The sequence below is a fragment of the Duganella sp. 1224 genome (assembly GCF_013408245.1).
Classification (GTDB): domain Bacteria; phylum Pseudomonadota; class Gammaproteobacteria; order Burkholderiales; family Burkholderiaceae_D; genus Rugamonas.
This window is the reverse complement of sequence record NZ_JACBYS010000002.1, coordinates 766,031-788,543: the sequence shown is the minus strand read 5'-3', so window position 1 is coordinate 788,543 and position 22,513 is coordinate 766,031. Positions and strand designations below refer to the sequence as shown.

Annotated in this window: 14 protein-coding genes; 7 read left to right on the top strand and 7 right to left on the bottom strand. The window is 66.0% G+C overall.

What is annotated here, in order from left to right:
* Window position 1: 1 nt before the first annotated feature.
* On the bottom strand, window positions 2–1,228 hold the full coding sequence (locus FHW58_RS15545) for a Xaa-Pro peptidase family protein (RefSeq protein WP_179674026.1): 1,227 nt from the start codon (window positions 1,226–1,228) through the stop codon (window positions 2–4).
* 114 nt (window positions 1,229–1,342) lie between these two features.
* Between FHW58_RS15545 and FHW58_RS15540 the strand changes: the two genes are divergently transcribed.
* Window positions 1,343–2,935, top strand: a complete 1,593-nt coding sequence (locus FHW58_RS15540; RefSeq protein WP_179674025.1) for an S-layer protein — start codon at window positions 1,343–1,345, stop codon at window positions 2,933–2,935.
* A gap of 1 nt (window position 2,936) precedes the next feature.
* Here the strand turns inward: FHW58_RS15540 and FHW58_RS15535 are convergent, their stop codons facing one another.
* Window positions 2,937–5,219 (bottom strand): M4 family metallopeptidase, encoded by a 2,283-nt coding sequence (locus tag FHW58_RS15535; RefSeq protein WP_373996682.1) that lies wholly within the window; start codon window positions 5,217–5,219, stop codon window positions 2,937–2,939.
* A gap of 163 nt (window positions 5,220–5,382) precedes the next feature.
* Complete coding sequence (gene argH / locus FHW58_RS15530; RefSeq protein WP_179674024.1) at window positions 5,383–6,777, bottom strand: argininosuccinate lyase; 1,395 nt, start codon at window positions 6,775–6,777, stop codon at window positions 5,383–5,385.
* A gap of 80 nt (window positions 6,778–6,857) precedes the next feature.
* Here argH and FHW58_RS15525 point away from each other — a divergent pair, with 80 nt between their 5' ends.
* On the top strand, window positions 6,858–7,307 hold the full coding sequence (locus FHW58_RS15525) for a GNAT family N-acetyltransferase (protein WP_179674023.1): 450 nt from the start codon (window positions 6,858–6,860) through the stop codon (window positions 7,305–7,307).
* 24 nt (window positions 7,308–7,331) lie between these two features.
* Here the strand turns inward: FHW58_RS15525 and FHW58_RS15520 are convergent, their stop codons facing one another.
* Together FHW58_RS15520 and FHW58_RS15515 are read right to left on the bottom strand one after the other, a co-directional pair.
* A complete protein-coding gene (locus FHW58_RS15520; RefSeq protein ID WP_229265336.1) occupies window positions 7,332–8,726 on the bottom strand; it encodes a YfcC family protein in 1,395 nt (464 codons plus the stop codon).
* The gene (locus FHW58_RS15515; RefSeq protein ID WP_179674021.1) at window positions 8,726–9,865 is read right to left on the bottom strand and encodes a succinylglutamate desuccinylase/aspartoacylase family protein; all 1,140 of its coding nucleotides are present in this window, start codon (window positions 9,863–9,865) and stop codon (window positions 8,726–8,728) included. The genes FHW58_RS15520 and FHW58_RS15515 overlap by 1 nt, the downstream gene beginning before the upstream one ends.
* A gap of 169 nt (window positions 9,866–10,034) precedes the next feature.
* On the opposite strand from FHW58_RS15515, the gene FHW58_RS15510 reads away from it, so the two are divergent.
* From FHW58_RS15510 to FHW58_RS15490, 5 genes are all read left to right on the top strand, one after another.
* Window positions 10,035–12,776 (top strand): TonB-dependent receptor, encoded by a 2,742-nt coding sequence (locus FHW58_RS15510; protein ID WP_373996690.1) that lies wholly within the window; start codon window positions 10,035–10,037, stop codon window positions 12,774–12,776.
* An 87-nt stretch (window positions 12,777–12,863) separates the two neighbouring features.
* Window positions 12,864–14,189, top strand: coding sequence for a cyanophycinase (locus tag FHW58_RS15505; RefSeq protein WP_179674020.1), 1,326 nt, complete (start codon window positions 12,864–12,866; stop codon window positions 14,187–14,189).
* Window positions 14,190–14,327: 138 nt separating this feature from the next.
* On the top strand, window positions 14,328–15,542 hold the full coding sequence (locus FHW58_RS15500) for a cyanophycinase (protein ID WP_179674019.1): 1,215 nt from the start codon (window positions 14,328–14,330) through the stop codon (window positions 15,540–15,542).
* Window positions 15,543–15,651: 109 nt separating this feature from the next.
* Window positions 15,652–17,055, top strand: a complete 1,404-nt coding sequence (locus tag FHW58_RS15495; RefSeq protein ID WP_179674018.1) for an IgA Peptidase M64 — start codon at window positions 15,652–15,654, stop codon at window positions 17,053–17,055.
* 95 nt (window positions 17,056–17,150) lie between these two features.
* On the top strand, window positions 17,151–17,618 hold the full coding sequence (locus FHW58_RS15490; protein WP_179674017.1) for a hypothetical protein: 468 nt from the start codon (window positions 17,151–17,153) through the stop codon (window positions 17,616–17,618).
* 133 nt (window positions 17,619–17,751) lie between these two features.
* On the opposite strand, the gene parC is transcribed toward FHW58_RS15490, so the two are convergent.
* Both parC and FHW58_RS15480 read right to left on the bottom strand, forming a co-directional pair.
* Window positions 17,752–20,049, bottom strand: coding sequence for a DNA topoisomerase IV subunit A (parC, locus tag FHW58_RS15485; RefSeq protein WP_179674242.1), 2,298 nt, complete (start codon window positions 20,047–20,049; stop codon window positions 17,752–17,754).
* 386 nt (window positions 20,050–20,435) lie between these two features.
* Window positions 20,436–22,433 (bottom strand): DNA topoisomerase IV subunit B, encoded by a 1,998-nt coding sequence (locus tag FHW58_RS15480; RefSeq protein WP_179674016.1) that lies wholly within the window; start codon window positions 22,431–22,433, stop codon window positions 20,436–20,438.
* Window positions 22,434–22,513: the final 80 nt, after the last annotated feature.

Below are 22,513 nucleotides of genomic sequence, written 5' to 3'. Positions count from 1 at the left end.
CTTAGCGCTGCAGGCCGAATGGATCGTCGATGCTGTGCGCCGGTTCGGTGAACCACTTCGGACCGTTCTCCGTCATGTAGAAGTGGTCCTCGTGGCGGATGCCGAATTCGCCGGGGATGCAGATCATCGGCTCGTTGGAGAAGCACATGCCGACGTCCAGCGGCGTCTTGTCGCCGCCCACCAGGTAGGGCCATTCGTGGATGTCGAGGCCGATGCCGTGGCCGGTGCGGTGCGGCAGGCCGGGCAGCTTGTAGCCGGGGCCGAAGCCGTCGGCTTCCAGCGAACGGCGCGCGGCCTGGTCCACTTCCTCGCATGGCACGCCAAGTTGTGCGGCGGCGAAGGCGGCGGCTTGCGCTTTCTTCTCGCTGTTCCACACCGAGCGCTGACGCTCGCTGATCGGGCCATACACGTAGGTGCGGGTGATGTCGGAGATGTAGTTGTGCAGTTTGCAGCCGGTGTCGATCAGCACTGTGTCGCCCGGCTTCAGCGTCTGCACGTAGCTGACGCCGTGCGGGTAGGCGGTGGCTTCGCCAAACAGCACGATGACGAAATACGAACCGGCGGGCGCGCCGACCTTGCGGTGCGCGCGGTCGATGAATTCTTCCACCTCCTTGGTGGTGATCCCTTCATGCAGGATGCTGGCGGTGGCAATGTGCACGGCCATGGTCATGTCCTTGGCGCGCTGCATCAGGGCGATTTCGGCGGCCGACTTGCGCGTGCGGCAGTGGGCGGTGACGGTGCGGGCGTTTTCCAGTGCGTAGCCATCGGCCAGCGGGCGGATACCGTCATAGATGAAGAAGGCGGCGCTTTCGCAAATGCCCACGCGCGGTGGTTGTGCGGTATTCGGCATGATGCCCATGCGTTTCAGCACAGCGACGAACAGCGCGTACGGGCTTTCATGTTCTTCCCAGCAGTTGACGGCGCCTTCGACCAGCATGAAGTCTTTCAACGTGCTTTCTTCAAACGCCGGGGCGATGTATTCCACCGCGCCTTGCGCCGGCAGGATGGCGCCCACCATGCGTTCGCTGGCGTACCACCTGGTGCCGGTGAAGTAGGTGAGGTTGGCGCCGGCGTTGATGTAGATGGCGGCGATGCCCTGCGCCTGCATGTAGGCCTGGGCGCGGGCGATGCGTTGCAGGTGTTCGTCTTTGCCGATGGGGACCGCGCCCGCGGTCATGTCCGATAAGGAGGCCAGCGCCTGGTCGATGGTCTTTCCGCCAATAGTCATTTTTATATCCTGATGGGTGTGCGTACAAGCTGTCGATGATAGCAGGTCATTCGGCCGTCACACACCAATGTTATGGTGCCCGCTCGTTTGTTTTACACTTCAGGATACCCACCCATGTCGTTCAAAAAATTGCTGATCCCATCCGCCATTGCCGCCGTCCTGACTGTCGCCGCCTGCGGTGGCGACAACGGTCCCGTGAACACGGTGCCGCCGCTGCCAGCGGGCCGCTGGCTCGCCGGCGATCTGCACACCCACACCACGCAGTCGGCAGACGCCGACGTCAGCCAGACGCTCGACAAGATTTTGTCCAAGGCCTTTACCAGCTATGGCCTGGACTGGATGGCCGTGTCCAACCACCTGCGCGTGTCGACCCGCGACGAGAAGGGCGCCACGCTGGCGGCGCAGATTCCGATGTCGGTTGGCATAGAGCGTTACGAGACGCCGCACATCCAGGCCTTGCAGGCCGCAGGTACGTATGCCGACAAGCTGATTTTCTCCGGCGTGGAGTGGGACATGCCGACCCACGATCACGTTGGCATCGCGCTGCTGGACGGCGGCGCCAAGGGCCTGAAGGAGTTCGAGTACCTGTTCACCACGCGTGACGTGGCCATGTTCGATCCGGCCGATGTGACGGCGTGGAAGGCCAAGTACGGCGACACGCGCTACAACAAGACCGCCGACGATGCGCTGCAGGCGTTCAACTGGCTGAAGACAAATTATCCGGACACCAGCTACGCGGTGATCAATCACCCGTCGCGCAACAAGGGCAGCTACAGCATCGCCGACTTCCGCGCCTTCAACGACGCCGCGCCGAACATCATGTTTGCCATCGAGGGCATGGTGGGCAACCAGATGGAGCCGGATCGCGGCGGCTACACGGCGGCCTACACTGACGACAACGCGCTGCTGCGCGTGTACGGCGGCGTGGATTACGTGGTGGCGAAGCTGGGCGGCCCGTGGGACGCGCTGCTGGGCGAGGGTCGCCACATCTGGAACCTGACCGATTCGGATACGCACTTCAAGATCGTTGGCGGTAACAGCAGCGGTTACTTCCCCGGCGAGTACGCGAAGAACTATGTGTTCAACAGCGGCACCGGCAAACCTGCGGCCAAGGATCTGCTGGCCGGTCTGCGCTCGGGCAAGATGTTCTCGGTCTACGGTGATCTGATCAACGCGCTGGACTTCAACCTGGCCAGCAAGGATGACCGCAAGGAGATGGGCGGCGAGCTGAAAGTGACGAGCGGCGACAAGGTCACCATCACCATCCGCTTCAAGTCGCCGGCCAAGAACAATTACGAGAAGCCGGTGGACAGCGGCACGGCGGCCAACGTCAAGCCGGTGGTGGACCATGTGGACCTGATCGCCGGCGATGTCGGCGCCAAGGCGGCGCCGGGCAGCGCGGCGTACAGCGTGGCGACCAACGCCAGCACGCGCGTGGTCAAGCGTTTCACGGCGGCCGACTGGAAGGTGGATGCGGATGGCTATTACAGCGTGACGTATGAAACCACGGCGTCGAAGAACCAGTACTTCCGTTTGCGCGGCACCAACCTGGGCACCGACGTGGCGGGACTGACGGCCAACGGCGAACCGCTGGCCGACCAGCGCACCAGCACCACCGACAATACCCAGCGCTTCAACGACATCAACGACCGCAATTACCGCAGCCTGTGGTTCTATTCGAACCCGGTGTTCGTCACGCTGCGCTGATTCAGCGTGTGAGCAGGCTGACTTTGTCGAGCACGAAGGAGGTCTGTTTGCTGCGGTCTTCGCGCATGGCGAAGGATAGCGTCAGCGTCTGGCCTTTGTAGGCCAGCAGGTCGAAGTTGTGTAGCTGGTAGCCGGCGGCCGGCGTCAGGTTGGTGTAGGTGGCCAGCGTGGCGCCGCCGCCGCTGTCGGGGCGTAGCGATACGGTCAGCGTGTCGTAGACGGTGTTGCTGGTTTCAGCGGTGTCGATGTGCAGCGCGAAGCTCAACTGCGCGCTGCTGGCGGCGGCGGGGATCTGCACCTGCTGCGTCAGCGTCTCGCTGCTGCGCCGGCCGTTCCCGCCCAGCCAGGCGTAGCGCTTGCCTTCGTAGGGCGTCTGGCCGCTGTGCGCGCCGATCACGCCGGTGCTGCCGTTCCAGCCGGTGACGCCGTTTTCAAAACCGCCGTTGACGATCTGCTCGACGGCGCCGCCATCGCCACCGCCGCCCCCGCCGCCGCCCCCTTCCTCGTCGATATCCGCGCCAACGTTGATGGCGGCATACGCGCGCTGCACGGCGATGGCTTCCTTCGACGCCGCGCCGTACAGTTCCTGCGCCGCTTGCAGTACCTTGTTGCGGGCGTCTGCGTAGTTGGTGGCGGCGGTAAATTTGGTGGTCAGCGCCTTGAACCAGATGCGGTAGGCCTTGTCGTTGCCGATGCCGGTCATGGCGGCCGGGGTGCGCGTGAGATAGGGGCTGTAGTAGTCGCTGGCCGGATCGGCCCTGGAGCCTTGCGACAGGAAGTAGAACATGCGGTTATTCGGGCCGCTGGCATAGTGGACGTCGAGGTTTTTCAGGCTGGCGCTCCAGGCGTCCGGGCTGCTGCCATCCTTGTGCGGCTTGTACATCCAGCGCAGCGGCTGGCCGCTCTTGCTGATTTCCGTGCCCATCATCCAGTCGTTACCGCTGGCTGGCACCGTGGTGCCGCTGCCGCCGGCTCGGGCGTAAGCTTCCACCATTTCGCCGCCGATGTCTGAGCTGGATTCATTCAGGCCGCCGGATTCGCCGGCGTAGATCAGGTTCGCGGTGGCGGCGGTGACGCCGTGCGACATTTCATGGCCGATGACGTCGATCGCGCCCAGGCTGGTGAAGCTGTTGCCGTCGCCGATGTACATGCACGCGCAGCTGTCGTCGTAGAAGGCGTTGTCGTAGCGGGTGCCGACGTGGGCGGCGATGTAGGTGGCGGTGTTGTTGCCGTCCAGTGACTGCCATCCCAACACATTGCGGTTGGTGTCGTAGGTGTTCATCAGTCCCCACAGCGCGTTGACGGCGGCGGTCTGGCCGTTGGCGTCGGTGGTGCTGGCGCCGGTGTACTGCTTGCCGTCGCCCCAGGTGTTGCTGCTGTTGGTGTAGATGGCGCCGGGATCGGGGTTGTTGGGCGAGCTGTGGTTGGCGTTGGTGATGGCCATGCCGCCGAATTTGCCGCCGCTGCCGCGCGACGGATCGAGCATCTGGAAGCCGCTGGCGATCTGCGAGGTGCTGATCGGGACCACGCCGTTGTACTGGCTGTTGCCGGTGCCGATCACCGTCTGCAGCGCTGGCCACCTGGCGATGATGGCGCCGTCGCGGGCGTCGACCACCACGTCGTAGTAGACCAGCTTTCCGTCCAGCGCCATGCGCAGCCGCACCAGGTAGGCCAGCGCGTAGCGCTCCACCACTTCTTCCACGTCGAGGGCGTTGAGTTGTTCGTCCGGCTTGTTGGCGGCGCTGGCGTTGCGCACGGTTTTCATCACCGGGTAGATCAGCAGTTCGGCGCCGGGCGGCCAGCGGTGGGTGGCGCCGGGGGCGATGGCCTGGACCGCGCGCTGGATGGCGTCGTCGGGGCTGAGCGTGGGCGTGAGCTCGGCCGGCGAGGGCAGCGCCGGCGGCGGCGGCCCGCCGGGCGTGGTGGCCTGCAGCGTCAGGCCGGGACGGCGGTCGGACACCGACACGCTGACGATGTCGCCGGCGGCGTTGGTCACCACCACCGATTCGGAGCCGAGCACGCGCAGGTTCTTGTAGGTGTGCTGGGCGCGGGTGATTTTTTGGCCGATCACGCCGGGGTGCTGGCTGCTGATGCGGAAGCTGTAGTCGTTGGTCAGGCCCTGGCGGGCGTCGAGCGCCATCAGACGAGCGACCAGGCTGGCGCTTTCCTGCGGCGTGGCGACGGCCACCGGGGCGGACATCAGTTGGGCGGCGCGGGCGGGCCAGGTGGCCAAGGCCAGGGGCAGGGCCAGGCAGATGGCGGTCAGGGGCGTGTGGGGTGTCATGTCATCCTCCGTTGGTAGATGACTTCACGCTAGATCGCGGGCGGGCTGCAGGTACTGTGCCAGATCAACAAACCGCCACGTCGTTCCGGCGCAGGCCGGAACCGATAGAACGCGGGCAGGCTGGCGTTCTATGGGTTCCGGCCTGCGCCGGAACGACGCTTGGTTACTGCAGTTGCGCGCGCACGCGGGCGATGGCCTGGCGCACCTGGTTCGGCGCGGTGCCGCCAACATGGTCGCGCGCGGCCACCGAGCCTTCCAGCGTCAGCACGGCAAACACGTCGTCCTCGATCAGCGTCGAGAAGGCGCGCAACTGTTCCAGCGACATCTCGGCCAGGTCGATCTTCAGGTCGTCGCAGGCGCGCACCGCGTGGGCCACGGCTTCGTGGGCGTCGCGGAACGGCAGGCCTTTCTTGACCAGGTAGTCGGCCAGGTCGGTGGCGGTGGCGTAGCCTTGCAGCGCGGCGGCGCGCATGTTGTCCGGCTTGACGGTGATGCCGCCGGCCATGTCGGCGAAGATGCGCAGCGTGTCGACCAGCGTATCGACGGTGTCGAACAGCGGTTCCTTGTCTTCCTGGTTGTCCTTGTTGTAGGCCAGCGGCTGGCCTTTCATCAGGGTCAGGAGGCCCATCAGGTGGCCGTAGACGCGGCCGGTCTTGCCGCGCGCCAGTTCCGGCACGTCCGGGTTTTTCTTCTGCGGCATGATCGACGAGCCGGTGCAGAAGCGGTCGGCGATGTCGATGAAGCCCACGCGTGGGCTCATCCAGATGATCAGCTCTTCCGACATGCGCGAGATGTGGGTCATGATCAGCGAGGCGGCGGCGGTGAATTCGATGGCGAAGTCGCGGTCGGAGACGGCGTCCAGCGAATTGTGGCAGACGTCGTCGAAGCCCAGCGTCCTGGCCACGCGCACGCGGTCAATGGGGAAGGTGGTGCCGGCCAGCGCGGCAGCGCCCAGCGGCAGGCGGTTGACGCGCTTGCGGGCGTCGGCCATGCGCTCGGCGTCGCGGCCGAACATTTCGACGTAGGCCAGCATGTGGTGGCCGAAGGTGATCGGCTGCGCCACCTGCATGTGGGTGAAGCCGGGCAGGATGGTGTCGGCGTTCTTGTCGGCCAGGTCGACCAGCGCGGAGCGCAGCGCGTGCAGCAGTTGCAGCACGTCGTCGATGGCCGAGCGCACGTACAGGCGGATGTCGGTGGCCACCTGGTCGTTGCGCGAGCGGCCGGTGTGCAGGCGCTTGCCGGCGTCGCCTACCAGTTCGGTCAGGCGCTTTTCGATGTTCAGGTGGACGTCTTCCAGGTCCAGCAGCCATTCGAACTGGCCGGCGTCGATTTCGGCGCTGATCTGCGCCATGCCGCGCTCGATGTCGGCGCGGTCCTGGGCGCTGATGATGCCCTGCGCGGCCAGCATTTCGGCATGCGCCAGCGAGCCCTGGATGTCGGCCTTGGCCAGGCGCTTGTCGAAGAACACCGAGGCGGTGTAGCGTTTGACGAGGTCCGAAACCGGTTCGCTGAAGCGCGCCGACCAGGCTTCGGCTTTTTTGGAGAATTGTGAAGTCATAGTCAAATAGTGGAATGTCGCTGAAGATCAACAGCGATTATAAACCGGCATCTGCCCTAAAATACGTCAACATTGTCTTTATGGTTACGGAAAACATGGCCCAACTGCACATCAGCACTGATCCGGCGGCGCTCGACGTCGCCCTGATTCACCAGTTTCTGTCCGAGCGCTCGGCGTGGGCGCGCGGCATACCGCGTGCCACGGTGGAGCGGGCGATTGCCAACTCGCTGTGCTTCGGCGCGTATCGCGATGGCCGGCAGGTGGGCTTCGCGCGCGTGACCACCGACCGCGCCACGTTCGCCTATCTGGCCGATGTGTTCGTGGTGGAGGCGGAGCGCGGCCAGGGCGTCAGCAAGATGCTGATGGCAGCGGTGCTGGCGCATCCGGACCTGCAAAGGCTGCGCCGCTTCATGCTGGCCACCAGCGACGCCCACGCGCTCTACGCCCGCTACGGCTTCACGCCGCCGGCCCGCCCGGCGACGCTGATGGAGCGCTATTTCCCCGATATCTACGCAGCGTCCTCGGCGTGACGGCGCCGGCCGGCGCGGGCGGGACTACTGCCAGTTCATCAGGCAGGGCGGCACCAGCAGGGTCAGCGCGAGGACCGCGTAGATCAGTTGCAGCGGGATCATCCACTTGGCCCAGGTGATCCACGGGATGCGCGCCAGCGCGAGCACGCCGACGGTGATGCCGGAGGTGGGGATCATCGGCGTGGTGAATTCGCCGAACTGGAACGCCAGGATCGCGGTCTGGCGCGTGACGCCCACCAGGTCGGCCAGCGGCGCCATGATCGGCATGGTCAGCGCGGCCTGGCCGCTGCCGGAGTGGATGAAGAAGTTGATCACGGTCTGGATGCCGAACATCTTCCACGCCGCGAACACCGGGTGCGCCGACTGCACCAGCGGCATCAGCGCGTGCAGCATGGTGTCGATGATGTGGGCGTCGCGCGCCAGCACCAGCGTGCCGCGCGCCAGCGCGATCACCAGCGCCGTGCCGACCAGGTCGCGCGCGCCCTGCATGAAGCCTTCGACGATCTGGGTCGAATCGAGCCGCCCCACCAGGCCGATCACCACCGCCATGCTGAGGAACAGCGCGGCGATTTCGTCGATGTACCAGCCGTAGTGCACCACGCCGAACACCATCACCGCCAGCGAGCCGGCGAAGATCCACAGCACCAGCTTGTGGCGCAAGGTCATGCCGTGGAACTCGCCGATGCCGCCCACCGGCAGGTCCTTGCGCTTTTCCAGGTCCAGCGCGTAGGTCGGGCTCAGGGTCGGGTCGCGCTTGACGCGCGCCGCATACCACATCATGAAGACGATGGTGACAGCGGTGGCGATCGCCCACACGATCAGCCGGTAGCCCCAACCGGAAAAAACCTGCACGCCGGCGATGCCCTGGGCGATGCCGACGTTGAACGGGTTGAGGAACGCCGCCGAGAAACCGACCTGCGAGCCTAGGAAGGGAATCGACACGCCCACCACCGTGTCATAGCCCAGCGCCAGCGCCAGCGGCACGAAAATCAGGATGAACGGTATGGCTTCCTCGTTCATGCCAAACGTCGCGCCGCCGATCGAGAACAGCGTGATGAACACCGGGATCAGCGCGCGCTGGATGAACTTCGAGCTGGCGTGCGCCTTGGCCAGCGACTTGATCATGGCGTCGATGGCCTCGGTCTTCTGCAGCACCGCGAACGCGCCGCCGACGATCAGCACGAAGCCGATGATCTGCGCCGCCTCGACGAAGCCCTTGATCGGCGCCTTCATCAGCGCCACCAGCCCCTGCGGCGCGCTGTCGATGTAGTGGAAGCTGTCCGGGTTGATCAGCTGCTTGCCATTGACCAGGTGCGTGTCGTACTTGCCGCCGGGGACCAGCCAGGTGGCCGCCGCGATCAGCGCCAGGATGATGAACAGCAGGACGAAGGTATGCGGGAGTTTGAGTTTCTTCTTCATCATGCGCTCAGCAGGTCGCCCTCGCGGTAGGCCTTGGCGCCGGCCACTTTGCCGACGTTCATGCCGCGGATCACGTGGCGGTGCGCGCTGCGCGCGAAGAACACGCCATCCACTGCCGCGCGCAGCACGGTGACGTCGCCGCTGACCGGGTCGATCAGGTCGGCGATTTCGTCGCCGGCCGCCACGCGCGCGCCGAGCTCGCGGGTGTAGACCAGGATGCCGGCGTGCGGCGCATACAGCGGTTCCACGCCCTCCAGCGGCGTGGCCGCGCACAATGGCGCCGGCAGCACGGCGGCGGCGGCCCGCGCGGCGGCGTCGTCGGCGTGCAGCACGCCTTGCAGGGTCAGGAACTGTAGCAGGCCGGCGGCGTCCTTGCGCGCCAGTTCGTAGCTGACTTCCTGCTCGCCGCGCAGCTCGACCGTGGTGGCCAGGCAGGCGGGCGGAATCGGGTACTGGTGCTGGAAGTGGCGGTCCAGGTCCCACCACAGCCGGCTGCAGGCCTCGTCGAACGGCTCGCCGCCGGCCTCGTAGGCCAGCAGCGTGGCGTGCGAGCCAAGGATGGCCGACAGCGGCGCGATGGCCTCGGCCAGCGGCGTGCCGGCATAGAGGTGCAGCACCGCCTCGTTGTCGCAGTGCAGGTCGAGCACGATGTCGGCGTCGATCGCCAGCATCATCAGGGTTTTCTTCAGCGTTTCGGCGTCGGTGTTGGGCTGCCAGGCGGCGATCGAGGCGCGCGCGTGTTCGCGGATCAGCGCCACGTTGGCGGCGGCGTCCTGGCCCAGCTTGCCCGCCAGCGATTTTTTCAGATCCTCGGCCACGTGCTTGTAGGCGCGGTTGAAGTTGACGCCGGTGGTCAGGTCGAAGCGGCCGAAGGCGGCGCCGTGGATCACCTGCGCCAGCCCGATCGGATTGGCGGCCGGCACCAGGATGATTTCGCCGCTGATCTTGCCGGCCGCCTCCAGCGCCGCCAGTTCCTTGCGCAGGAACTGCGCCACCAGCATGCCCGGCACCTCGTCGGCGTGCAGCGAGCCCTGGATGTAGACTTTTTTGCCACGGCCGGGCGTGCCGAAATGGAAACTGGTCAGTTCATACGTGGCGCGCGCGTACGGCGCGGACAGGGGATGGGTATGTGCTTGCATGGCGGGTCACCGTTGTGGTCAAGGATTGAGTATGTAGCACTATTTTCACAAAGTAAATCGCGCACCGGAGAAAGGCGGCGCGCTTTCTTGAGTTTTCGGCTACAACTGCGTACAGTTAGTTTAAATGAATTATTTATATATCGAAAAGCAGGGAGAGCCTATGAAGCACATGCACCGTCCGCGCGCCCGCGCCATGACCCTTGCCGTCCGCCTGGCCGTCGGCCTGGGTGCCGTGGCCGGCATCCTCGGCCAGCCGGCCCGCGCGCAGGACACGCCGCTGCCGGAACCGCTGGCCAAGGTCGAGATCACCGGCTCGGCGATCAAGCGCAGCATCGAGTCCGAGACCGCGCTGCCGGTGCAGATCATCACCCGCGACGAGATCGACAAGGTGGGCGTCACCACCGCGTCTGAAATCGTGGCGCGGCTGTCGGCCAACGTCAACGGCCTGACCGACGGCGCCAGCATCTCGGATGGCAAGGACCAGCGCGGCTTCAACAGCGCCAACCTGCGCGGCATCGGCACCTCGTCCACGCTGGTGCTGCTGAACGGCCGCCGCATGGCCAACTTCGCCTCGCCCGGCGACGACACCGGCGTCGACCTCAACAATATCCCGGCGGCCGCCATCGCCCGCGTCGAGGTGCTGCTGGATGGCGCCTCGGCGCTGTACGGCACCGACGCCATCGGCGGCGTGATCAACTTCATCACCCGCAAGGATTTCCAGGGCCTGGAGCTGAACGCCTACGGCCTCAAGACCGAGGAGGGCGGCGCCGGCAAGCGCACCGCCACCATCACCGCCGGCCACGGCGACCTGTCCAAGGACGGCTACAACCTCTTCGCGGTGGCCGACTTCCAGCGCACCGACGCGCTGTCGACCTCGCAGCGCGATTTCATCGATAAGCTGCGCATCCCCGAGCGCCTGCCGCACCTGCTGTCCGGCTACACCTCGCCGGCCAACATCCGCCTCAGCGCCGACCAGCGCGACTACCTGGCCGCCAACGGTTTCAAGATCAACGGCCAGCCCATCAGCAGCCGCCTGATCAACCCGTCGGTGCCGACCTGCTCGACGCCGGCCAACCTGTACCTGCCGACCGGCACCGGCGGCCCCGAGGGCTGCACCTACAACTACATGGGCGACACCGAGCTGTACCCGAAATCGGAGAAGGCCAACTTCCTGACCCGCGGCGTGCTGCAGCTCAATCCGGACAACCAGCTGTACGCCGAAATCGCGCTGAGCCGCACCAAGACCTGGTACGCGGCCTCGTCGGCGCGGGTGCGCGCCTATGTCGACGCCAGCGTGATCCCGGCCTTCAAGGGCTACGACCTCGGCTCGGACGAGGCCGGCGGCGACCCGGAGGTCGAGCTGCGCATCCGCCTCAACGAGGCCGGCCGCCGCACCAGCGAGCTGACCAGCGAAAGCCAGCGCTACGTGGTCGGCCTGAGCGGCTCGCGCAACGGCTTCGACTATGACATCGGCCTCAACCACAGCGTCAACGTGGTGCGCGACCGCGACACCCATGGCTACCTGCTGTACAACGAGCTGGTGCAGGGCATCAGCGATGGCCTGATCAACCCGTTCGGCCCGTCCAGCCAGGCTGGCCGCGACCTGATCAACAGCCTGCAGGTCAACGACGAGGTGCGCCACGCGCGCGGCACCACCGACTCGGTCGACTTCAAGATCTCGCACGCGGTCGGCACGCTGGCCGGCGGCGACGCCGCGCTGGCCATCGGCGGCGAAATCCGCCGCGAGAAGACCGACTACCGGCCGTCGGCCCTGCTGCTGAGCGACAACATCAACAACGACGCCGCGCCCGAGGGCGGCCAGGCCACCAGCTATGCGCGCAACATCCAGGCGGTGTACGGCGAGCTGCTGCTGCCGCTGACCAAGCAGTGGGAGGCGCAGCTGTCGGCGCGCTACGACCACTACCAGGTGGTCGGCGGCGCCGCCAGCCCCAAGGTCGGCCTCAGCTACATGCCGACCAAGACCATGCTGTTCCGCGCCTCGGCCGGGCGCGGCTTCCGCGCGCCGTCGATGACCGACTTGTACCGCCCGACCCAGGTCGGCGGCACCGCCGTGCTGCCGGACCCGGTCTACTGCGCGGTGGTCGACAACGATTACGCCGCCTGCGCCGAGTCGTGGGAAACCCACCGCCACTCCAATCCCAACCTGAAGCCGGAGAAGAGCCGCCAGTACTCGCTGGGCATGGTGCTGCAGCCGTCCAAGCAGGTGATGCTGACGCTGGATTACTGGAACATCAAGCGCACCGACCTGATCGCCGAGGTCGGCGACGACCTGATCCTGGCCAACCCGGTCAAGTACGCCAGCCTGGTGCACCGCGACCCGGACGACGACAACTACATCCTGTGGATCGACCAGTACAAGGAAAACCGCGGCGCCCAGAAGGCCGCCGGCCTCGACCTGACGATCGAGTTCAAGGGCGTGCAGACCTGGGCCGGGCGCTTCGGCGGCCGCCTGAGCGGCACCTATGTGACCGATTCCAAGATCCAGAACGACAAGGGCGACGTCTACGTGTCCAACCTGGGCCGCTTCGTCACCGACGGCGTGGTGCAGCGCTGGCGCCATACCCTGAGCTTCGACTGGGACCGCGGCCCGTGGGCGGCCACGCTGTCCAACACCTTCTCGACCGGCTACGAGGACCAGAACTCGGCCATCAACCTGGACGACGGCTCGGTGGTCAAACCGAATCACGTCAAGTCCTACTCGCTGTGGGACCTGACCGGCTCGTGGCAGGCCAGCAAGGCGCTGAAGGTGCGGGCCGGCATCCAGAACCTGTTCGACACCGCGCCGCCGTTCTCCAACCAGGCGTATTACTTCATTTCCGGCTATGACCCGACGTATACCGATGTGCGCGGCCGTCGCCTGTTTGCTAGTGTAAATTACGCGTTCAAGTAATGCGTTTTTAAGCAATAGCTTGGTATCATCTGCGGTAATTGCGGCGCCCGGCGACAGCCCGGCGCCGGTTTTCATCGGAAGGGCAACATGAAATTTACTGGTTTGACGCGCCAGGGCTGGGGCATGTGGCGGTTGTGCATGCTCTGGCTGCTGGTGCTGGCCGGCGCCGCCGCGCAGGCGGCGACGACGACCCCGGTTCCCAAGGTGCAGGTGCCGGGCAAGACCAGCAAGCCGGCCAAGGCCGTGCCGCCACCCAAGCCGGTGCTGGCGCCGCCAGCGGGCAACCTGGTCATCATCGGCGGCGGCCTGCGCGCGGAAAACGCCGAGGTGTGGCAGCGCATCGTGCAACTGGCCGGCGGCAAGGGCGCGCGCATCGGCGTGTTCGGCTCGGCCTCGATCAACCCGGAGGCGGCGGCCCAGGCCACCGTCAACAAGCTCAATCAGTACGGCGCGCAGGCATTCGCCATTCCGCTGGGCGTAACCTGGCCCAACAGCGATTACCGCAAGGCGGCCGAGGACCCGGAAACCGTGGCCATGATCCATTCGGCCACCGGCATTTACTTCACCGGCGGCGACCAGGCGCGCATCACGCGCGCGCTGGTGCGGACCGACGGCAGCCACACGGCGGCGCTGGACGCGGTGTGGGATGTGTACCGCGACGGCGGCGTCATCGCCGGCTCGTCGGCCGGCGCGGCGATCATGAGCACCACCATGTTTTATGACGCCAAGTCGACGCTGGATATGCTGAAGCAGGGCGTCAACGATGGCCATGAGATCGCGCCGGGGCTGGGCTTCATCGGCGAGGATGTGTTTGTGGACCAGCATTTGCTGGTGCGCGGCCGCTTTGCGCGCATGATACCGGTGATGCTGAAGAAGGGCTATCAGATCGGCCTGGGGATCGACGAGAATACGGCGATGGTGGTCAATGCCAAGCGCGATGTGGAAATTATCGGTTACAGCGGGGCGTTGCTGCTGGATTTGTCGGCGGCGATTACCGACCGCGGCATCAAGGGCTTTAATATTTCCAATGCCACCATCAGTTATCTGGACCGGGGCGACAAGTTCAATCTGGTGAGCCGCGAGTTCACGCCGTCGCCGGACAAGGCCGACAACAAGCTCGATCCGAATCAGCCGGATACGCGCGAGCCGGTGTATACCAATGATATTCTTGGCAATAACGCGGTGCTGGATTTGATGGTCAATCTGATCGACAACGCGCAGCAGGAGGCGATCGGCATCGCCTTTGGCAACCCGCGCGATTTCAACCCGGAACTGGGTTTCGAGTTTCGCTTTTCCAAGACTATTAACAGCGTGGGCTACAGTTCGACCGAGGTGGAGGCTTACTCGGTGCTGAAACTGCGCATGGACATCCGGCCGATCCAGTTGCAGCAGCCGTTGTACCGCTACCGCTAAAAGTACCCCGGACGAAAGGGTCTGACCCCGTACGGGGTCAGACCCTGGCGCTAGCGGTGCGGGTTGCGCGGGTGCCATCCGCCGCCACTTCCCGCCGTAAATTGCATACAATGACCCCGTACCTCTTCCGGAGATTGTATGCGCACGGCACTCAAATTCCTGGTCCACGCGGCCCTGCTGCTGGCCCTCCCGTTCCCGGTGGTGGCCAGCGACGGCCCCAAGGGCTCGCTGGTCATCATCGGCGGCAACCTGCGGCCGGATAACGACGCCGTCTGGCAACGCATCGTCCAACTGGCCGGCGGCCCGGGCGCGCGCATCGCCGTGTTCGCGTCGGCGGCGGCCGATCCGGCGCCGGTGGCGGCCGCCATCGTCGGCTACCTGAACCGCTACGGCGCCGACGCCTTCCAGATCCCGCTGGCCGTCAAGCTGGCCGACCGCGATTTCCGCCAGGCCGCCGACGATCCGCTGCTGGCCGACGCCGTGCGCGGCGCCGGTGGCGTGTTCTTCTCCGGCGGCGACCAGGCCCGCATCACCCAGGCGCTGGTGCGCGCGGACGGCAGCCGCAGCGCGGTGCTGGAGGCGGTGTGGGAGGTTTATCGCAACGGCGGCGTGGTGGCGGGTAACAGCGCCGGCGCGGCGGTGATGAGCAGCACCATGTTTTACGCGCCCAAGACGGTGTACGCCACGCTGCGCGGCGGCGTCACCGACGGCCAGGAGATCGCTCCCGGCCTCGGTTTCATCGGCGATGACGTGTTCGTCGACCAGCATTTCCTGGTGCGCGGCCGCTTCGCGCGCATGATTCCGGCCATGCTGAAGAAGGGCTACAAGTTCGGCCTGGGCATCGACGAGAACACCGCCATGGTGGTCGATCGCCGCCGCCGCGTGGAAATCGTCGGCAGCAAGGGCGCGCTGCTGGTCGACCTGTCGCATGCCATCACCGATCCGGCCAGCGCCGGCTTCAATGTGTCCAACGCGGTCATCAGCTACCTGGATCGCGGCGACCTGTACGATCTCGCCAGCCACACCTTCACGCCATCGCCGGCCAAGGCGGGCGGGCGGCTGGGCCCGCGCCCGGACCTGCTGGCCGGCCCGGTCTTCTCGCCCGACATCCTGGCGCGCAACGCGCTGGTCGAGCTGATGGAGAACCTGATGAACAACCGCCGCAGCGAGGCCATCGGCATTGCCACCGGCGGCCCCGGCGCGACGCCGCCGGAGCTGGCCTTCCAGTTCACGTTGAGCAAGACGCGCGACAGCGTCGGCTACGCATCGGCTGCGCCGCAAAGCTATTCCATCCTCAACCTGCGGCTCGACATCCGTCCGCTCGAGCTTGGCGGCGCGCTGCGCCAACCGTAGCGGCCCACCGCCCGGCGCCTATCCGGCTGCGCGCGCGCGGCAAGGACGGGCCGGGCACGATGTCGGTTTACAATGTGGTCCACGTTTTCAACTGCCCATCAGGATCCCCATGCTCCGCACTCTGCTTTCCCTGCTGGCGCTGTGCGCCTCGGCTTCCGCCCTGGCCGCGCAGCCGGCGACCATGCGCCTCGACTATCTTCACAGCGGCAACGCCCGCGACGAGCATTACGCGATCGAGCGCGTGGTGATCGAGCCGCTGCCGTGGCCCGGCAACCTGCGCCAGACCATCGACCAGACCAACCGCGGCAACAACATGGTCGAAGTAGTGGACGCCAACACCGGCAAGCTGCTGTATTCGCGCGGCTTCTCGACCGTGTTCGCCGAGTGGCGCAGCACCGAGGAGGCGGCGCGCGTCGACCGCGCCTTCGAGGAATCGGTGCGTTTCCCCAAGCCGGAGCAGCCGGTGCGCGTGCGCATCCTCAAGCGCGATGAGCGCAACCAGTTTTCGCTGGTCTGGACCGCTGACGTCAACCCGGATGCGATGGACGTGGTCCGCAAGCAGCCGCCGGCGCCGGTCAAGCCGATTGGCATCCGCGTCAACGGCCCGTCCGAGGACAAGGTCGATCTGCTGATCGTCGGCGATGGCTATACCCAGGCCGAGATGCCGAAGTTCGAGGCCGCCGCCCGCCGCCTGGCCGACCACCTGTTCCAGGTATCGCCGTTCAAGGAGCGCGCGCGGGACTTCAACGTCTGGGCCATCGCGCTGCCGACGCAGGAGTCGGGCGTGTCGCGGCCGTCGACCGGCGTGCATCACGCGTCGCCACTGGGCGCGCGCTACGATATTTTCGGCAGCGAACGCTATGTGCTGACCACCGACAACCGCGCGCTGCGCGAGCTGGCGCAGTACGCGCCGTACGAGTTCATCGAGATCCTGGTCAACAACGACACCTACGGCGGCGGCGGCATCTTCGGCCAGTTCAGCACGGCGGCGGCCGACAATGACTGGGCCAACTACCTGTTCGTGCATGAATTCGGCCACCACTTCGCCGGCCTGGCCGACGAGTATTACACCTCGCCGGTGGCCTACGCGACCGGCGGCGAGCGCCGCGAGCCGTGGGAGCCCAATGCCACCGCGCTGCGCGATCCGGCCAGGCTGAAATGGAAGAAGTTCGTGAAAGCGGGCACGCCACTGCCGACGCCATGGCCGAAGCAGGCCTATGAGACGGCCTCGCGCGCCTACCAGAAGGAGCGCGCCGCGCTGCGCGCCGCCAACCGGCCGGAGTCGGAGATGAGCGCCTTGTTCCGCCGCGATCTGGCGGACACCAACGCGCTGTTCTCGCGCGACCCGCATCTGCACACGGTGGGGGCGTTCGAGGGCGCCAATTACGAGGCCACCGGCTATTACCGGCCGGAGATGCAGTGCATTATGTTCGACCGCAGCGCGGCCTTCTGCGCGGTGTGCGCGGACGCGATCAGCACCATCATCGATTTGTATTCCCGGCCGGAAAAGTAATAGGCGGTTTAGTACGGTAGCGTACAGTGTGTGTGTCGTTGGAGGAATAAGCTGTGTCTCACTTACTCCAACAACACACCGAAAGGGATCACATCATGAACAAGATTATCGCTACCCTGATCGCCGGCCTGTTCGCCACCGCCGCTTTCGCGCAAACCTCGGACGTCGCCAAGGCCCAAGCTGATGCGAACAAGGATGTCGCCAAGGCCGAGCAGAAGGAAGCCAAGGCTGACGCCAAGGCCGACAAGAAGGCCAACAAGGCCATCGCCAAGGCCGACAAGGTGCATGAAGAGCAGCAGGCCAAGGTAGCCGTGGAGCAGGCCAAGGCCAATGAGAAAGTAGCCAAGGCCGATCCGGAAGACAAGGCCAAGGCCGAAGCCAAGGGTGACAAGAACGTCGCCAAGGCCATGGAAAAGGCCGAGAAGAAATCGGTGAAGGCGGATGCCAAGGCCATCAAGGCTACCGTGGATGCCACCGAAGACAAGGCGCTGGCCGCCAACAAGACCGCTGCCGTCAAGGCCAAGGCGGATGCGGATGTGAAAGAGGCTGCTGCCAAGCACTAAGCTTTTACCCCCAAGCGAAACGAGGGTCGGACCCCTGCGGGGTCCGACCCTTCGTCCTATACGTGAGCCGCAACGTCATTAAGGCCCAGGGTCGGACCCTGCGGGTCCGACCCTACGTCTGCCGCCGTGCGGGTTAAACGATAGGCACCAACCCGCTCGGCTTGATCTTGGTCGCCAGCTCCTTGCCCTTGCGCGCGCGCTTGCCGAAGTGTACCGCCAGCGCCGACGCCGACAGCTTCTCTTCCTGCGCCTTGCCGCCGCGCCCGATACCATGCACGGTCACGCCTTTCTGGCTGATCGGCTTGGCCGCCAGCAGCGTTTCCTTGTCGTTCAGCTCCATCAGGATCACGCCGCGACCGCCGTTGGTCAGCACCTTCATTTCGTCCATGCCAAACACCAGCACCCGCGCGCCCGACGACAACGTCGCCACCGCGCTGGCGCTGTCCGGAATCACGGTCGGCGGCAGCACGCTGTCGCCCTCGTCCAGCGTGATGAAGGCCTTGCCGCTCTTGTTGCGGCTGACCATGTCGCCGGCCTTGCTTTCGAAACCGAAGCCGGCGCTGGTGGCCAGCAGCAAGCGCGTGTTGGCATTGCCCGCGAAGTAGTGCAGCAGGCGCGAGCCGGACGCCAGGTCGATCAGCGTAGTCACCGGCACGCCGTCGCCGCGCGCGTTGGGCAAGGCCGCCACCGGCACCGAGTAGATGCGGCCGTTGCTGCCGAAGGCCAGCAGGTGGTCGACCGTGCGGCATTCGAAGGCGCCGTACAGCGTGTCGCCGGCCTTGAAGGTGAACTGCGTGGCGTCGTGGCCGATGCCGCTGCGGGCGCGGATCCAGCCTTTTTCGGAGATGATCACCGTCACCGGCTCGTCCACCACCTTCTGCTCGACCACGGCTTTCTGCGCTTCCTCGATCAGCGTGCGGCGGGCATCGCCGTACACCTTGGCGTCGTTGTCGATTTCCTTGATGATGGCGCGTTTCATCGACGCCGGGTTGTCCAGCAGGTCCTGCAGCATCTGCTTTTCCTTGCGCAGTTCGGACAGCTCCTGTTCGATCTTGATCGCTTCCAGGCGCGCCAGTTGGCGCAGGCGGATTTCCAGGATGTCTTCGGCCTGGATCTCGGACAGCTTGAAGCGTTCGATCAGCGCCGCCTTCGGCTCGTCCGAGTTGCGGATGATGTGGATCACTTCGTCGATGTTGAGCAGAATGGTCTGCCGGCCCTCGAGAATGTGGATGCGCGCGTCGACCTTGCCCAGCTTGAACTGCGTGCGGCGGGTGACGGTGGCGAAGCGGAAGGTGATCCATTCCTGCAGGATGTCGCTCAGGCCTTTCTGGCGCGGCCGGCCGTCGCCGCCAATCATCACCAGGTTGATCGAGGCCGATGATTCCAGCGAGGTGTGGGCCAGCAGCAGCAGCATGAACTCGGTCTGGTCCTGGTTCTTCGACTTCGGTTCGAACACCAGGCGCACCGGCGCGGCGCGGCCGGATTCGTCGCGGATGGTGTCGAGCGAATTCAGGATCAGCGATTTGAGCGCCAGCTGTTCCGGCGTCAGCGCCTTCTTGCCCAGCTTGACCTTGGGATTGGTCAGCTCTTCGATTTCTTCCAGCACTTTTTGCGCCGACGTGCCCGGCGGCAGCTCGGTCACCACCGCCTGCCACTGGCCGCGCGCCAGTTCTTCGATCTTCCAGCGCGCGCGCACCTTCATCGAGCCGCGCCCGGTGGCGTACATCTCGGCGATCTGCGACGGCGGGGTGATGATCTGGCCGCCGCCCGGGAAGTCGGGGCCGGGCATCAGCGCCATCAGCTCGCTGTGGCTGATCTTGGGATGCTTGATCATGGCGACGGCGGCCGAGGCCACTTCGCCGAGGTTGTGCGACGGGATTTCAGTGGCCAGGCCGACCGCGATGCCGGAGGCGCCGTTCAGCAGCACCATCGGCAGGCGCGCCGGCAGCAAGGTCGGTTCCTCGGTCGAGCCGTCGTAGTTGGCCTGGAAGTCGACCGTGCCCTGGTTGATTTCGTCCAGCAGCACCTTGGCGATCGGCGTCAGCCGGGCTTCGGTGTAGCGCATTGCCGCCGCGCCGTCGCCGTCGCGCGAGCCGAAGTTGCCCTGGCCGTCGATCAGCGGGTAGCGCAGCGAGAAGTCCTGCGCCATGCGCACCATGGCGTCGTACACCGACTGGTCGCCGTGCGGGTGCAGTTTGCCGAGCACGTCGCCAACCACGGTGGCCGATTTGCGCGGCTTGGCGGTGGCGTTCAGGCCCATTTCGTTCATCGCGTACAGGATGCGGCGCTGCACCGGTTTCTGGCCGTCGCACACGTCCGGCAGCGCGCGGCCCTTGACCACCGAGATGGCGTAGTCGAGGTAGGCGCGCTCGGCGAAGGTGGACAGCGTCAAGGCGTCGCCGCCGTCATCGCCGCCGCCGTTGCCGAACATACCGCCGTCGTCGTTGCCGCCGCCGCCGCCGGCGCCGTTATTGCCGGCGGGGTCGCCGCCAGCGTCGGCGTCGGCCAGGGCGACGCTGGTGTCAGCGTCGGGCGCCGGCTGGCCGTGGGCGTGCGCCTCGGCGGCGGCGTGGGACGCGGCCTGACCGGCGCTATGCACCGGATGGTCGGAGGCGCCGGGCGTGGCGGCGTTGGGCGCCGAGGCCGGCGCGGGCGCCGGTTTGTTGTCTTCCGGCGCCGGGTCGTCAAAGAGATTTGCTTGAGTCATGGTGTCTGTGGCTGTGTTGTTGGTCCCGCGTCGTTCCGGCGCAGGCCGGAACCCATGCGGCGCGTCCTGGCCGGCTCAGCATGGATTCCGGCCTGCGCCGGAATGACGTGTCAAATGTCGGCGTCGGCTTCGTTGCCGTGTTCTTCGATCCAGGCGCGGCGCGCGGCCGCTTCGCCTTTGCCCATCAGCATGTTGAAGCGGGCGGCCGATTCGTGCAGGCCAAAGCCGCCCAGCGCCACCGGCAGCAGGCGCCGCGTGTCCGGGTTCATCGTGGTTTCCCACAGCTGCTCGGCGTTCATCTCGCCCAGGCCCTTGAAGCGCGAGATCGACCACGCGCCTTCCTTCAGGCCGTCCTTGCGCAGCTTGTCCTCGATGGCGGTCAGCTCGCCGTCGTCCAGCGCGTACAGCTTCTGGATCGGCTTCTTGCCGCGCGCCGGCGCGTCCACGCGGTACAGCGGCGGCCGGGCGATGCAGATGTTGCCGTTGGCGATCAGCGCCGGGAAGTGGCGGAAGAACAGCGTCAGCAGCAGCACCTGGATGTGCGAGCCGTCCACGTCCGCATCGGACAGGATGCAGATTTTGCCGTAGCGCAGGCCGGACAGGTCCGGCGTGTCCTGCGGCGTGTGCGGGTCAACGCCGATGGCCACCGAGATGTCGTGGATCTCGTTGTTGGCGAACAGCCGGTCCTTGTCGGTTTCCCACGAGTTCAGCACCTTGCCGCGCAGCGGCAAAATCGCCTGGAATTCCTTGTCGCGGCCCATCTTGGCCGAACCGCCGGCCGAGTCGCCCTCGACCAGGAACAGTTCGGTGCGTTCGACGTCGGTCGATTCGCAGTCGGTCAGCTTGCCCGGCAACACCGCCACGCCCGAGGATTTCTTCTTTTCCACCTTCTGCGCCGAGCGCAGGCGCGACTGCGCCTGCTTGATGACCAGCTCGGCCAGCTTCTTGCCGTAGTCGACGTGGTGGTTCAGCCACAGTTCCAGCGCCGGCTTGGAGAAGGTCGACACCAGGCGCACCGCGTCGCGCGAGTTCAGGCGTTCCTTGATCTGGCCCTGGAACTGCGGATCGAGCACCTTGGCCGACAGCACGAACGAGGCGCGCGCGAACACGTCCTCCGGCAGCAGCTTGACGCCTTTCGGCAGCAGCGAGTGCATCTCGACGAAGTTCTTCACCGCGCCATATAAACCGTCGCGCAGGCCCGATTCGTGGGTGCCGCCGTTGGGCGTCGGGATCAGGTTGACATAGGATTCGCGCACGATGGCGCCTTGCTCGGTCCACGCCACCACCCACGACGCGCCTTCGCCCTCGGCGAAGCCCTCGGCGTCCGGGCCGGCGAACTGCTCGCCCTCGAACAGCGGGATCAGCGTTTCGCCGTCGCTCGACTGCGCCAGCGCCTCGGTCAGGTAGCCGCGCAGGCCGTCGTTGTACTGCCAGGTCTGCGATTCGCCGCTCTTGGCGTTGGTCAGCGTGACCGACACGCCCGGCAGCAGCACCGCCTTCGAGCGCAGCAGGCGCTGCAGCTCGACCTGCGAGATCGCGGCCGAGTCAAAATACTTGGCGTCCGGCCACACGGTAACCTTGGTGCCGGACTTCTTGGCGTCGCGCGGCGCCACCACCGACGACAGCGGCTCGACGACGTCGCCGTGCTCGAACACCAGGTGGTGCAGGCCGGTGCCGTTGGGCTCCTTGCGCCACACGGTGATCTCCAGCCGCTTGGACAGCGCGTTGGTGACCGACACGCCGACCCCGTGCAGGCCGCCCGAGAAGGCGTAGGCGCCGCCCTTGCCCTTGTCGAACTTGCCGCCGGCGTGCAGCCGGGTGAACACGATTTCCACCGTTGGCACGCCTTCCTCCGGGTGCAGGCCGACCGGAATGCCGCGACCGTCATCCTCGACCGTCACGCTGCCATCGGCGTTCTGCGTCACGATAATATTCTTGCAGTTGCCCCCGAGCGCCTCGTCGGCAGCGTTGTCGATCACCTCCTGGATGATGTGCAGCGGGTTCTCGGTGCGGGTGTACATGCCCGGGCGTTGCTTGACGGGTTCCAGCCCCTTCAGGACCCGGATGGAGGATTCGCTATAGTCGGAAACAGGTTTTTTGGTGGCCATACGTGAGCAGCTTGTGTTTTTGATACTGGGTTTATGTACAGGTGCGGCGATTAATGCGTATTCTATCCTCAACCGTGCCG